The sequence below is a fragment of the Streptomyces agglomeratus genome (genome assembly GCF_001746415.1).
GTDB classification, from domain to species: domain Bacteria; phylum Actinomycetota; class Actinomycetes; order Streptomycetales; family Streptomycetaceae; genus Streptomyces; species Streptomyces agglomeratus.
On record NZ_MEHJ01000001.1, the window covers coordinates 6,578,143 to 6,590,608 of the forward strand.

Sequence of the window (12,466 nt, forward strand, 5' to 3'; positions counted from 1 at the left end):
AGACGCCGGCGTCCGTCGCCGACCTGGGTGTATCGCAGGGTCATATCGGGCCAACAGCCGCAAGGCCGCCCGGGTTATCGCCCGCGTCATTCGGGCGTCCGTTCGCGCGGTGAACCCCGGCACCCCGGGCGACGACGCGCGTATGGCCCTGGACGCGCTTTCTGACGTACCGTCAAATCCGCCGCCGGGGACCGCGCCACCGGGCGACGCGTACGCCGTATCCCGCTCCCGCTACGTCCGCGCCCAGGAGGACCGCCGTGGCCGAGGACCGCCCCATCGCGCTCGACGAGTACCCGATCCACCAGGCCCCGCTGTCGATGAAGCACGTCGCCACGGGGGACCGCAACACCTATGACCGCTGCATCTTCCACGTCGTCGACCACACCGGCCGCGCCCTGCTCATCGCCGGACTGGGCGTCTATCCGAACACCGGAGTGATCGACGCCTACGCGACCCTGCGCACCGGCGACCTGCTGCACGCCGTACGCGCCTCCGACGCCCTCACCGACGACCGGATGAACCTCGCCGTCGGGCCGCTGCGGATCACCGTCGACGAGCCGCTGCGCCGCTTCACGCTCCGCTGCGACCCCGACCCGGCCGACCCGGACTCCCTCGCGTACGAGATCACCTGGACGGCCGCCTTCCCCGCCGTCTGGGAGCCGCACCACGTCCAGCGGCGCGGCGACCGCCTGATGCTCGAAGGCCGCCGCTTCGTCCAGGCGGGCGGCTGTACGGGCGTGATCCGCGCCGGGGGACAGGAGATACGGCTCGCCGCGGGGGAGTGGACCGGCACCCGCGACCGGAGCTGGGGCGTACGGCCGATTCCCGGCGAGGACGGCGGCCGGGCCGCCGAGGAGCACCGGCCCGAGGGCTTCCACTGGCTCTGGGTCCCGGCGGTCTTCGACGACCGCTTCCTGATGGTGATCGCCCAGGAGGACGCCGACGGCCACCGCACCCTGAACGAGGCGCTGCTGGTGCGCGAGGGCGAGCGCGACGTCCAGCTCGGCTGGCCGCACGCCGACATCACCTACCGCCCGGGCACCCGCCACCCCGAACGCGCCCTCATCCATCTCACGGGCCCCGGCCGCGAACCGCTGGAGCTCGGCGTCGAGATCCTCAGCTCCTCACCGCTGGCCGTCGGCGCAGGCTACCCGCCCGCGGCCGACTGGCAGCACGGCAGCTGGCAGGGCCGGGGCTGGACGGACCGGCGTACGTACGACCTCTCCGATCCCGCCGCCCACCCCATGGCGGCGTACGGAGTCACCGACCACGCCGCCCGCTTCACCCTCGACGGGCAGACCGGTCACGGCATCTTCGAGCACGGCACGTTCGGCCGCCACGACCCGAGCGGCTTCACCGGCTACGCGTCCGTCGCGCCCTGAGGGCGCCACCCGAGCGTCGCCTTCCCGACAGGAGTACGGCATGGCAACCGCACCCCGCCCCCGCACGACCACCCGCGACCCCAAGGATCTGGCCCGGCGCCTCACCGCCTGGCTCGGCGCCCGGCTGCCCGGCGCGCGCGTCGCCGGCGTCGACGCGCCCGCCTCCAACGGCATGTCCAGCGAGACGCTGCTGTTCGACCTTTACCACCCGGCCGCGCCGGTGTCCGCCTGCGCCCTGAGACTGGCCGCGGACCCCGCCGCGTACAGCGTGTTCCCCGTCTACGACATGGCCCGCCAGCACCGCGTCATGAGCCTGGTCGCCGCGCACACCGATGTGCCGGTGCCGCGCGTGCTGTGGCTGGAGGAGGACCCGGGGCCGCTCGGAGCACCCTTCTTCGTCATGGAGCGCGCCGAGGGCCGCGTCCCGCCCGACGTCATGCCCTATACGTACGAGGGCAATTGGCTGCACGCCGCATCCGACGCCGAACGCGCGCGGCTCCAGGACGCGACGCTGCGCGTCCTCGCGCGCCTGCACGACCAGTTCCCGGCGAAGGATGCGGAGTTCCTGATGGCGCCGGGCCCCGGCAGCCCGCTGCGCCGCCACGTCGAGGCCCAACGGGCGTACTACGACTGGGTGGTGGACGGCGTCGCCCGCTCCCCGCTCATCGAGTCCGCCTTCGACTGGCTGGAGGCGCACTGGCCCGACGACACCGGTCCGTCCGTGCTGAGCTGGGGCGACGCCCGGATCGGCAACATCGTCTACGACGGCTTCGAGCCCGCCGCCGTACTCGACTGGGAGATGGCGTCCTGCGGGCCGCGCGAACTCGACCTGGCCTGGACGGTGTACCTGCACCGCTTCTTCCAGGACCTCACGGTGGGATTCGGCCAGAGCGGCCTGCCGGATTTCCTGCGGCGCGACGCCGTCGAGCGGCGGTACGCCGAACTCACCGGCCACACACCGCGGGACATGGAGTTCCACACGCTGTACGCCGCCCTGCGGCACGCCGTCGTGATGCTGCGCATCGCCTACCGGCAGGTGCACTTCGGCGAGGTCCGGGTCCCTGAGGACCCGGACACCATGATCCTGCACCGGGCGTCGCTGGAGGCGATGGTGAACGGGACGTACTGGGAGGTGCCCTGAAGGCGGCCCCGCGCTAGGCGGCGCGCCGCAGCTGCGAGACCTTGAGCGGACGCGAGCCGGGACCGCCGACGTGCGAGAACGGCTGCGTCCGCCAGTCGAGTCCCTGGGGGAGCGTCAACAGCAGCGCCGTTTCCTGCTCCTGGACCTCCAGCGTCTCGTCGGCGGGCTTGGCGTCGGCGGCCGGGCGTCCGGTGCCGGCGCACGCCGTGAGCCCGAACGGGTTCCACGGAGTGGGGCACTTCGCGTGCTCGGGCAGGACGTTCTCGTCCGCGAGCAGCGCGATCGGCTGGGCGCAGTCCGGGCAGATGACCCGGAACATTTCAAAGGTGTCGTACGCGTCGAAATCGTCGATCTCGTCGTCGACGGGTTCAACAGGCTCCGGTTCGGTACGTCCGGTGCGCTTCAGATTCTGCATGGAGACACTCCCCCTCGGGTGGGCCGACAAGGCGCTGCGGCCTCGACCACAGCAAGCACTTCCCCTCGCGCACGCGCGGTAATCGCGCCTGCCCGACGGACACGGCCGCAGACCTATGGCGTTCGTCACATGCCCGCCGCAGATGCCCCTCAAGGGGCCTCCCGGCTGTGCCTGAGGGGCTCCGGGGCAATAGGTTGACCGGCTATGGAGGAGCTGGATCGTCAGATCGTGGATTTGCTCGTCAAGGACGGGCGGATGAGCTACACCGACCTGGGCAAGGCCACTGGCCTGTCCACCTCGGCCGTGCACCAGCGCGTGCGCAGGCTGGAGCAGCGGGGGGTCATCCGCGGGTACGCCGCCGTTGTCGACCCCGAGGCCGTCGGGCTGCCGCTCACCGCGTTCATCTCGGTGAAACCGTTCGACCCCAGCGCCCCCGACGACATCTCGGAACGGCTCTCGGGCGTGCCCGAGATCGAGGCGTGCCACAGCGTGGCGGGCGACGAGAACTACATCCTCAAGGTGCGCGTCGCCACCCCGCTGGAACTGGAGCATCTGCTGACCCGGATCCGTTCCCTGGCCGGCGTGTCCACACGTACCACCGTGGTCCTGTCGACCCCGTACGAAGCCAGGCCGCCGCAGGTCTGACCCTCCCGGCCACCGCCCCCGCGCACGGCGCGTCCCGCGCGAGGGGCGAGACTGTTCACCATGACCGAGCACAACACTGCCGCCCCCCAGGCCGACCACCGCACCGTGCTGCTGCGCGGCGGGGAGGTCCACAGCCCCGCCGACCCCTTCGCCACCGCGATGGTCGTCGAGCGCGGACATGTGGCCTGGGTGGGCTCCGAAGGGGCGGCCGACGCCTTCGCGCAGGGCGTCGACGAGGTGATCGACCTCGAAGGAGCTCTGGTCACCCCCGCGTTCACGGACGCACACGTGCACACCACGTCCACCGGCCTCGCGCTCACCGGCCTGGACCTCTCCGCCGCGAGCAGCCTCGCCGCCGCCCTGGACCTCGTCCGGGCGCACGCCGCGGCGGCCCCGGCGGGCCGGATCCTCCTCGGCCACGGCTGGGACGCCACCCGCTGGCCCGAGCAGCGGCCCCCGACCCGCGCCGAACTCGACGAGGCGGCCGGCGGCCGGCCGCTGTACCTGCCCCGGATCGACGTCCACTCGGCCGTCGTCACCACCGCCCTCCTCGACCTGGTCCCCGGCGTCACCGGCCTGACGGGTTACCACCGGGACGCCCCCCTGACCGCCGCCGCCCATCACGCCGTACGCGCGGCGGCGCACGGCGCGGTCACACCGCGGCAGCGCGCCGAGGCGCAGCGCGCGGCGCTCGCCCACGCGGCCTCCCTCGGCATCGGGACGGTCCACGAGTGCGCGGGCCCGGACATCTCCGACGAGGACGACTTCACCGGCCTGCTGAAGCTGGCTGCCGGGGAACCCGGCCCGCGCGTCTTCGGCTACTGGGCCGAGCAGGTCACAGGTGCGAAGGACGCCGAACGCGTGCGCGAACTCGGTGCGGTCGGCGCCGCCGGCGACCTCTTCGTCGACGGGTCCCTCGGCTCGCACACCGCCTGCCTGCACGCTCCCTACGCCGACGCCCCGCACACCGGCACCGCGTACCTCGACACGGCCGCCGTCGCCGCCCACGTCGCCGCCTGCACCGAGGCCGGGCTCCAGGCGGGCTTCCACGCCATCGGCGACGCCGCACTCACCTCCGTCGTCGACGGGGTGCGCGCCGCGGCCGGGAAGGTCGGCCTCGCCCGGATCCGCGCCGCCCGCCACCGCGTCGAGCACGCCGAGATGCTCACCCCGGACACCGTCGCCGCCTTCGCCGAGCTCGGCCTCACTGCCTCCGTACAGCCCGCCTTCGACGCCGCGTGGGGCGGCGAGGAGGGGATGTACGCCCGGCGCCTGGGCGCCGAGCGGGCCCGTACGCTCAACCCGTACGCCGCGATGCTCCGTGCCGGGGTGCCGCTGGCCTTCGGCTCCGACAGCCCCGTCACCCCGCTCGACCCGTGGGGCACGGTCCGCGCCGCCGCCTTCCACCGCACCCCCGGGCACCGCATCTCCGTACGCGCCGCCTTCACCGCCCACACGCGCGGGGGCTGGCGCGCCGTCGGACGCGACGACGCGGGCACCCTGGTCCCGGGCGCCCCCGCCGACTACGCGGTCTGGCGGGCCGACGAGCTGGTGGTGCAGGCGCCGGACGACCGCGTCGCCCGCTGGTCGACCGACCCCCGCTCGGGTACGCCCGGTCTGCCGGACCTCACGCCCGGCGCCGGACTCCCCGTCTGCCTGCGCACCGTGGTCCGGGGACAAACGGTGTATGTGAGGCCGAACGAGTGATGTGCGCGGGCCGCGTACCGCCGATCGGTGTTCCCGGGGGGTCCGGTGTCGCCTGGGCACCCTCCGCACTGACCTGCTGATTTGAACAAACACCCCAGGTCGACCGACTGTTGACAGAAAGCGCCCACCGGCGGGTAGGTTCGGCCGAGTCCACCGCAGGACGTCCGGCCGGCAAACCTCCACGCAGTCGTCGAACGCCGCTGGGTCATGGGGTGGTGTGCCGCACCGGCGCACCAGTACTCGGAGCCAGGTTCAGCGCCCGCGCCTCGGGGGCGAGGAAAGGGTTCAGCCGACCGGCAGGTGGGACCCGGGTGGGGCCCGGACGTTCAGTAGACAACGGCTCTCGGCCGACCCGCAGCCGGCGGGCCCGGGGCCGGCCCGAAGGACACCGGGCCCCGACCCGCAGAACGACGTCCGTTTTCTCCCGGCGACATCCGTGCAGGCCCGCCGACCACGCTCGCTATGGTGGGGCAACGGTGTACGGACATTAAGGGGAAGCAGTGAACGACGGCGGTCAGAGGCGTTACGGCCCGCTCGGCAGAGCCTTGGTGATCATTCCCACCTACAACGAGGCCGAGAACATCAAGCCGATCGTCTCCCGGGTGCGTGCCGCCGTGCCCGACGCGCACGTCCTGGTCGCCGACGACAACAGCCCCGACGGCACGGGCAAGATCGCCGACGAGATCGCGGCCGTGGACGACCAGGTCCACGTCCTGCACCGCAAGGGCAAGGAAGGGCTGGGCGCGGCCTACCTGGCCGGCTTCCGCTGGGGCATCGAGCACGACTACGGCGTACTCGTGGAAATGGACGCCGACGGCTCGCACCAGCCCGAGGAGCTGCCCCGCCTGCTCACCGCGCTTAAGGGCGCCGACCTGGTGCTCGGCTCGCGCTGGGTGCCGGGCGGACGCGTCGTCAACTGGCCCAAGCACCGCGAGGTGCTCTCGCGCGGCGGCAGCACGTACTCGCGGGTGCTGCTCGGGGTGCCGATCCGCGACGTCACGGGCGGCTTCCGGGCCTTCCGGGCGCAGACGCTCGAAGGGCTGGGCCTCGAAGACGTCGCCTCCCAGGGGTACTGCTTCCAGGTCGACCTGGCCCGCCGCGCGGTCGAGGCCGGGTACAACGTCGTCGAGGTACCCATCACCTTCGTCGAGCGGGAGCTGGGCGACAGCAAGATGAGCCGGGACATCGTCGTCGAGGCGCTGTGGCGCGTGACGGCCTGGGGCGTCGGCTCCCGGGCGAACAAGCTGCTGGGGCGCAAGCCCTCCTGACCACCCCTTTACGCCGTCCAGGCGCCCGTACAGGCACACTGGGGGCATGACGACCGGCGCACCGCCCCCGACAGTTCCCAAGCGCTCGCGCGCCCGCACTCTCGTACCGCTCGGCGTCGTCGCCTGGCTGGTGCTCGAGATCTGGCTGCTGAACGTGGTGGCCGGAGCCGCCGGAGGCTTCACTGTCTTCCTGCTGCTGCTCGCGGGCGTCGTGCTCGGCGCCGTGGTCACCAAGCGTGCGGGCCGGCGCGCGTTCCAGAACCTCACCGAGACGCTCCGGCGCCAGCAGGCGGGCGAGACGCCCGACCAGCGCCGGGGGAGCAGCGGCAACGGCTTCCTGATGCTGGGCGGCCTGCTGCTGATGCTGCCTGGGATGGTCTCCGACGTGGCGGGGCTGCTGCTGCTCGTACCGCCCGTGCGGTCGTTCCTTGGAAGGCGCGCCGAGCGTTCCCTGGAACGCCGGATCAGCGCCGCCCGCGCCGGCGGCTTGGGCGACGCCTTCCAGCAGGCTCGTATTCACCGGCCGGACGGCAAGGTCGTACAGGGTGAGGTCATCAGGCAGGACGGGGCGCCCGCGCCCCGGCGCGACGACGACGGCCCGCGTCCGCCACTGACCCCCTGAGCCCCGTCCGCCACTGACCCTCTGAGCCGGGTCCGGTCAGCGGTGCGCGAGCCGGCCCCGGGGCATGAAAGAGCCGCGGGGGTGTGACACAGACTCGCTGTGTCACACCCCCGCGGCTCTTGTTGTGGTGCTGACTGCCGTCAGGCGCAACGCCGGGGCGTTACGCGGACTTGCGGCTGTCCCGCGGATGCACCGCGATGTTCATGGCGCCGGATCGCAGTACCGCAAGCCTTTCGGCCAGGACCTCTTCGAGCTCCTCGCGGGTGCGCCGTTCCATGAGCATGTCCCAGTGCGTACGCGCGGGCTTGCCCTTCTTCTCCTCAGGCCCGTCGCCGTCCACCAGGAGTGCCGTGGCGCCGCACGCCTTGCACTCCCACTCCGGCGGGATTTCTGCCTCTACCGAGAACGGCATCTCAAATCGATGTCCGTTCGGGCATGCGTACTCCACCGCCTGGCGCGGGGCCAGATCGATGCCGCGGTCGGTCTCGTAGCTTGTAACCACGAGTCGCGTGCCGCGGAGAGCTCGCTCACTCATGAATCGTGCCTCCCGGGCTTGTCGCCCACAGGACAGGTGTCGCTGTCGTCGTCATCCGGTCAACGTCCGGTCGGCGGTAAAGATTCCCGTTGCGGGTCATGCGTCGCCCGTCGTGCCGCTGCTTTTCCCAAAAAGTTGGGTACCCACCAGTGCCCGGTTTGTCACTTCTGGCAGCAGGTGTCACCCAGCGTTGTCGATATCCGACCGCGCAGTAACGGTCCGCCTGGCAGGCCAAAGGCGTACACTACCGGCCTTTCACTTCACGTGTCTAAATTCGCTCCGGCACGGGGTTTCCCGCCGCCTCCACGGCCCGCCGTACGGGTACCCGTACGAGCAGCGCGAACCCCACCGCGAAGAAGGCCACGAGCGAGATGATCGCGTCCCGGTAGCTGCCGGTCAGCTGGTAGGCGAGCCCGAAGACCAGCGGGCCCAGCCAGCTCATGCCCCGGTCGCTCATCTCGTAGACCGAGAAGTACTCCGCCTCCTTGCCGCGCGGCACCAGGTGTGAGAAGAGGGACCGCGAGAGGGCCTGGCTGCCGCCGAGGACCAGGCCGATCGCCGCCGCCAGGGCGTAGAACCAGACGGGCTCACCGGCCGGCAGGAAGTATCCGGCGCCGATCGTCAGGGTCCAGGCGGCCAGCGAGCCCAGGATGGTGCGCTTGGCGCCGAACCGCTGGGCCAGCCGGCCCATGCCGAGCGCCCCGGCCACCGCGAGCACCTGGACCAGCAGGATCGCCGTGATGAGGGTCGTCTGGTCGAGGCCGAGCTCCTCGGACCCGTAGACGGATGCCTGGGAGATCACCGTCTGCACGCCGTCGTTGTAGACCAGATAGGCCAGCAGGAAGGACAGCGTCAGGGGGTGGCGGCGCATGTCCTTGACGGTCGCGATCAGATGACGCCATCCGGCACCGACCCTGCCCGCACCCTCCCCGCCGCGCGCCCCCACCCTCCGGTCGCGCAGCCGGCGCAGCGGTACGAGCGTGAACGCGCCCCACCACAGCCCGGCCGAGGCCAGGCAGATCCGTACGGCGGTGGACTCCGATATCCCGAAGCTCTCGTGACCGGAGTAGAGGACGAGGTTGAGGACGAGCACGAACGCGCCCGACGTGTAGCCGAAGGCCCAGCCCCGCGAGGAGACCCGGTCGCGCTCGTGCGGCTCCGCGATCTGGGGGAGGTACGCGTTGTAGAGCACCATCGAAACGGACTGCGCCGCGTTGGCGACGATCAGCAGGAGCGCGCCCAGCAGGTAGCGGTCGCCGTCCAGGAAGAACATGCCCGCCGTGGCACCCGCCCCGGTGTACGCGGCGGCGGCCAGCAGGGGCTTCTTGCGGCCCGTACGGTCGGCGACCGCGCCCACCAGCGGCATGACGAGGACGGCCACCACGACGGACACCGAGACGGCGTACGCGAACACCGAGCCCGCCCGTACCGGGATGCCCAGGGGGTGGACGAAGCCGTCCGCGTCCGCCGCCGCCTTCGCGACCGTCGTGAGGTAGGGGCCGAGGAAGACGGTGAGCACACTCGTGGAGTAGACGGAGCACGCGAAGTCGTAGAAGTACCAGCCGCGCTGTTCGCGCCTGCGGACGGCCGCTCCGCCGGGGCCGTCCCCCTCCTGCGTGCCGTCCGTACGGTCCACGGTGCCAGCGCTCACCGGGTGCCCCCTCGCTCGTCCCCGTGCCGTCGCGGACCGGACCACGGGGCGGGCGTTCCGTGGGCTCAGGCCCAGGCTCCCCGCTCGGTCAGCACCGTGCGCAACGTGTCGATGTGATCCGTCATGATGCCATCCACGCCGAGGTCCAAAAGCGCTGCCATCCGGGCCCGGTCGTTGACCGTCCAGACGTGGACCTGGAGGCCGAGCGCGTGTGCGGTGCGCACGAAGCGGTGATCGACGACCCTGATGCCGTTCTGCGTCTCCGGCACCTGGGTGCACACCGCGCTGCGCCGCACCGCGGCCGGCAGAGAGCGCGCCCGCAGCCACAGCCCCAGCACGCCCGTCGTGCCGAACGAAGTGGCGAGACGGGGGCCCGCCAGGCGCTGCGCCCGGGACACCCGGTTCTCGTTGAACGACCCGACGCAGACCCGGTCCCAGGCCCCGGTCCTGCGGATCAGGCCGACCAGCGGCGCGAGAGCGCGCTCGGCCTTGATGTCGACGTTCCAGCGCGCGTCCGGAAACTCTTCCAGCAGGTCCTCGAAGAGGGGCAACGGCTCCCTGCCCGCCACCCGCGCACGGCTCACGACGTTCCAGGGAAGCGCCGCGATACTGCCCCGCCCGTCCGTCACCCGGTCGAGTGTCGTGTCGTGGAAGGCGACAAGGCGGCCGTCCGACGTGGCGTGCACATCCGTCTCGAAGTACCGGTACCCGGCCTTGTCGGCGCGCCGGAACGCCGCCGCGGTGTTCTCCAGTCCGTCGGCGGCCCCGCCGCGATGGGCGAAGGCGAGCGGCGCGGGGTGGTCCAGATAGGGGTGGCGTACTCGGGTCACCGGGGGATTATCGCCCGTTCCGGTGTACCGGCGGCGACGACGGTGCTGCCGGCGGCCGGCGCGGGGACGGCGAAGACGCGCAGGAAGAGCTGGACGAGCGGTCCGATGGCCAGGGCGTAGACGACGGTTCCGGCGCCGAGCGAGCCGCCCAGGGCGAAGCCGGTGGCGACCACGGCCACTTCGATCGCGGTGCGCACGAGCCGGACGGAGCGCCCGGTGACGCGGTGCAGCCCGGTCATCAGCCCGTCGCGCGGGCCGGGTCCGAACCGGGCGGCGATGTAGAGGCCGGTCGCCGCGCCGTTGAGCACGATGCCGGCGAGCATCAGGGGGATCTGGGCCGCGAGGCCGTGCACGTCGGGCATGAGGGCGAGGGTCCCGTCCATGGCGACACCGATCACCACCACGTTCGAGACGGTGCCGAGCCCCGGGCGCTGCCTGATCGGGATCCAGAGCAGCAGGACGGCGGCTCCGACGACGATCGAGACCACACCGATCGTGAGCCCTGTCTTCTCGGCGAGACCCTGGTGCAGCACTCCCCAGGGTTCGAGGCCGAGGCCCGCGCGCACCAGGGCCGCGGAGCTCACCCCGTACAGCGCGAGACCTGCGTACAGCTGCACGAGCCGACGGGTGAGTTCCCTGGACAAGTGAGGCTCCCTGGATTGAGCTGGACAGAGGTAGTGGCGACGGTGGACCGCCGCATGACACTCTGTGGCTTGGCAGGAGATGCCATCCATGGCCAATTCGAGTTAGGTGGACTGGAAATCATGGCGCAGTGGACTTCGGCGGTCGGTGCGGCCCAGCTCGCCAGGCAGCTCAACGCCCAGCAGGCCCGGCCGCAGGGCCCCGGTACGCGCAAGCCCCCGGCCTACCGCGCGCTCGCCGACGGGATAAGGCTGCTGGTCCTCGAAGGGCGCGTTCCCGTCGCCGCCCGGCTGCCCGCCGAGCGCGAGCTGGCGGTGGCCCTGGCGGTCAGCCGTACCACCGTGGCGGCGGCGTACGAGGCCCTGCGCGCCGAGGGCTTCCTGGAGTCGCGCAGGGGAGCCGGCAGCTGGACTGCCGTTCCCGCCGGAAACCCGCTGCCCGCGCGCGGCCTGGAGCCCCTGCCGCCCGAGTCCCTCGGCTCCGTGATCGACCTCGGCTGCGCCTCGCTGCCGGCGCCCGAACCGTGGCTCACCCGCGCCGTACAGGGCGCGCTGGAGGAACTGCCGCCGTACGCGCACACCCACGGCGACTACCCGGCGGGTCTGCCCGCGCTGCGCCAGATGCTCGCCGACCGCTACACCGCGCGCGGCATCCCGACCATGCCCGAGCAGATCATGGTCACGACCGGTGCCATGGGCGCGATCGACGCCATCTGCCACCTGTTCGCGGGACGCGGCGAACGCATCGCCGTCGAGTCGCCGTCGTACGCCAACATCCTTCAGCTCATGCGTGAGGCGGGTGCCCGGCTGGTGCCCGTCGCGATGGCCGAGGGGCTCACGGGCTGGGACCTCCCGCGTTGGCGCCAGGTCCTGCGCGACGCCGCGCCCCGGCTCGCCTACGTCGTCGCCGACTTCCACAACCCGACCGGCGCCCTGGCCGACGAGAGCCAGCGGCGCCAGCTCGTCGACGCGGCGCGCTCGGCCGGGACCGTTCTCGTCGTGGACGAGACCATGACGGAGCTGTTCCTGGACGCGGACGTGGACATGCCGCGCCCGGTCTGCGCCTTCGACCCGTCCGGCAGCACGGTCCTGACCGTGGGCTCCGCGAGCAAGGCGTTCTGGGCTGGCATGCGCATCGGCTGGGTGCGGGCGGCGCCCGACGTGATCCGAAGCCTGGTGGCGGCCCGCGCGTACGCCGACCTCGGCACGCCCGTCCTCGAACAGCTCGCCGTCACCTGGCTGATGAGCACCGGCGGCTGGGAAGAGGCCGTGGAGATCCGCCGCACCCAGGCGCGCGACAACCGTGACGCCCTGGTGGCGGCGGTCCGCAGGGAGCTGCCCGACTGGGAGTTCGACGTCCCGAACGGCGGGCTGACGCTGTGGGTCCGCACCGGGGGGCTGTCGGGCTCGCGGCTCGCCGAGATGGGCGAGCGCGTCGGGGTCCGCGTCCCCTCGGGGCCGCGTTTCGGGGTCGACGGGGCCTTCGAGGGATACGTGCGGCTGCCGTTCACCGTCGGCGGTCCGGTGGCGGACGAGGCGGCGGTGCGGCTGGCCGCGGCCGCGAGGCTGGTGGAGAGCGGGGCGACGTCCGGCTCGGAGACGCCGCGTACCTTCGTCGCCTGACGGACC

General features: G+C 72.3%; 12 protein-coding genes. 7 read left to right on the forward strand and 5 right to left on the reverse strand.

Annotation, left to right across the window (positions count from 1 at the left end):
* Nucleotides 1-257 precede the first annotated feature (257 nt).
* Nucleotides 258-1,382, forward strand: coding sequence for an Rv3169 family protein (locus AS594_RS28850; RefSeq protein ID WP_069929757.1), 1,125 nt, complete (start codon nucleotides 258-260; stop codon nucleotides 1,380-1,382).
* Between the two features lie 40 nt (nucleotides 1,383-1,422).
* The gene (locus AS594_RS28855; protein ID WP_069929758.1) at nucleotides 1,423-2,523 is read left to right on the forward strand and encodes a phosphotransferase family protein; all 1,101 of its coding nucleotides are present in this window, start codon (nucleotides 1,423-1,425) and stop codon (nucleotides 2,521-2,523) included.
* Between the two features lie 13 nt (nucleotides 2,524-2,536).
* On the opposite strand, the gene AS594_RS28860 is transcribed toward AS594_RS28855, so the two are convergent.
* The gene (locus tag AS594_RS28860; RefSeq protein WP_069929759.1) at nucleotides 2,537-2,938 is read right to left on the reverse strand and encodes a hypothetical protein; all 402 of its coding nucleotides are present in this window, start codon (nucleotides 2,936-2,938) and stop codon (nucleotides 2,537-2,539) included.
* A 204-nt stretch (nucleotides 2,939-3,142) separates the two neighbouring features.
* Here AS594_RS28860 and AS594_RS28865 point away from each other — a divergent pair, with 204 nt between their 5' ends.
* The 4 genes from AS594_RS28865 (at nucleotide 3,143) to fxsA (ending at nucleotide 7,180) form a co-directional block, all read left to right on the forward strand.
* On the forward strand, nucleotides 3,143-3,583 hold the full coding sequence (locus AS594_RS28865; RefSeq protein WP_069929760.1) for an Lrp/AsnC family transcriptional regulator: 441 nt from the start codon (nucleotides 3,143-3,145) through the stop codon (nucleotides 3,581-3,583).
* A gap of 60 nt (nucleotides 3,584-3,643) precedes the next feature.
* The gene (locus AS594_RS28870; protein ID WP_069929761.1) at nucleotides 3,644-5,290 is read left to right on the forward strand and encodes an amidohydrolase; all 1,647 of its coding nucleotides are present in this window, start codon (nucleotides 3,644-3,646) and stop codon (nucleotides 5,288-5,290) included.
* Between the two features lie 500 nt (nucleotides 5,291-5,790).
* Nucleotides 5,791-6,558, forward strand: a complete 768-nt coding sequence (locus AS594_RS28875; protein WP_069929762.1) for a polyprenol monophosphomannose synthase — start codon at nucleotides 5,791-5,793, stop codon at nucleotides 6,556-6,558.
* Between the two features lie 46 nt (nucleotides 6,559-6,604).
* Nucleotides 6,605-7,180: an FxsA family membrane protein gene (gene fxsA / locus AS594_RS28880; protein ID WP_069929763.1), complete on the forward strand. Its 576-nt coding sequence runs from the start codon at nucleotides 6,605-6,607 to the stop codon at nucleotides 7,178-7,180.
* A 160-nt stretch (nucleotides 7,181-7,340) separates the two neighbouring features.
* Here the strand turns inward: fxsA and AS594_RS28885 are convergent, their stop codons facing one another.
* The 4 genes from AS594_RS28885 to yczE form a co-directional block, all read right to left on the reverse strand.
* Entirely contained in the window at nucleotides 7,341-7,715 is a 375-nt protein-coding gene (locus AS594_RS28885; RefSeq protein WP_014044757.1) for an RNA polymerase-binding protein RbpA, read from the reverse strand.
* Nucleotides 7,716-7,983: 268 nt separating this feature from the next.
* Nucleotides 7,984-9,366, reverse strand: coding sequence for an MFS transporter (locus AS594_RS28890; protein WP_069929764.1), 1,383 nt, complete (start codon nucleotides 9,364-9,366; stop codon nucleotides 7,984-7,986).
* 65 nt (nucleotides 9,367-9,431) lie between these two features.
* Nucleotides 9,432-10,196: a glycerophosphodiester phosphodiesterase family protein gene (locus AS594_RS28895; protein ID WP_069935480.1), complete on the reverse strand. Its 765-nt coding sequence runs from the start codon at nucleotides 10,194-10,196 to the stop codon at nucleotides 9,432-9,434.
* A complete protein-coding gene (gene yczE, locus AS594_RS28900; protein WP_069929766.1) occupies nucleotides 10,193-10,840 on the reverse strand; it encodes a membrane protein YczE in 648 nt (215 codons plus the stop codon). Before yczE ends, AS594_RS28895 begins: the two co-directional genes overlap by 4 nt.
* Nucleotides 10,841-10,960: 120 nt before the next feature.
* Between yczE and AS594_RS28905 the strand changes: the two genes are divergently transcribed.
* Nucleotides 10,961-12,460, forward strand: coding sequence for an SCO1417 family PLP biosynthesis transcription factor (locus tag AS594_RS28905; RefSeq protein WP_069929767.1), 1,500 nt, complete (start codon nucleotides 10,961-10,963; stop codon nucleotides 12,458-12,460).
* The last annotated feature ends 6 nt before the right edge of the window (nucleotides 12,461-12,466 follow it).

What these genes read in the sequence shown, in the direction of transcription:
- AS594_RS28855 (WP_069929758.1), top strand. Translation starts at nt 1,423, where the DNA reads ATGGCAACCGCACCCCGCCCCCGCACGACCACCCGCGACCCCAAGGAT.
- AS594_RS28860 (WP_069929759.1), bottom strand. Translation starts at nt 2,938, where the DNA reads ATGCAGAATCTGAAGCGCACCGGACGTACCGAACCGGAGCCTGTTGAA.
- AS594_RS28865 (WP_069929760.1), top strand. Translation starts at nt 3,143, where the DNA reads ATGGAGGAGCTGGATCGTCAGATCGTGGATTTGCTCGTCAAGGACGGG.
- AS594_RS28870 (WP_069929761.1), top strand. Translation starts at nt 3,644, where the DNA reads ATGACCGAGCACAACACTGCCGCCCCCCAGGCCGACCACCGCACCGTG.
- fxsA (WP_069929763.1), top strand. Translation starts at nt 6,605, where the DNA reads ATGACGACCGGCGCACCGCCCCCGACAGTTCCCAAGCGCTCGCGCGCC.
- AS594_RS28885 (WP_014044757.1), bottom strand. Translation starts at nt 7,715, where the DNA reads ATGAGTGAGCGAGCTCTCCGCGGCACGCGACTCGTGGTTACAAGCTAC.
- AS594_RS28905 (WP_069929767.1), top strand. Translation starts at nt 10,961, where the DNA reads ATGGCGCAGTGGACTTCGGCGGTCGGTGCGGCCCAGCTCGCCAGGCAG.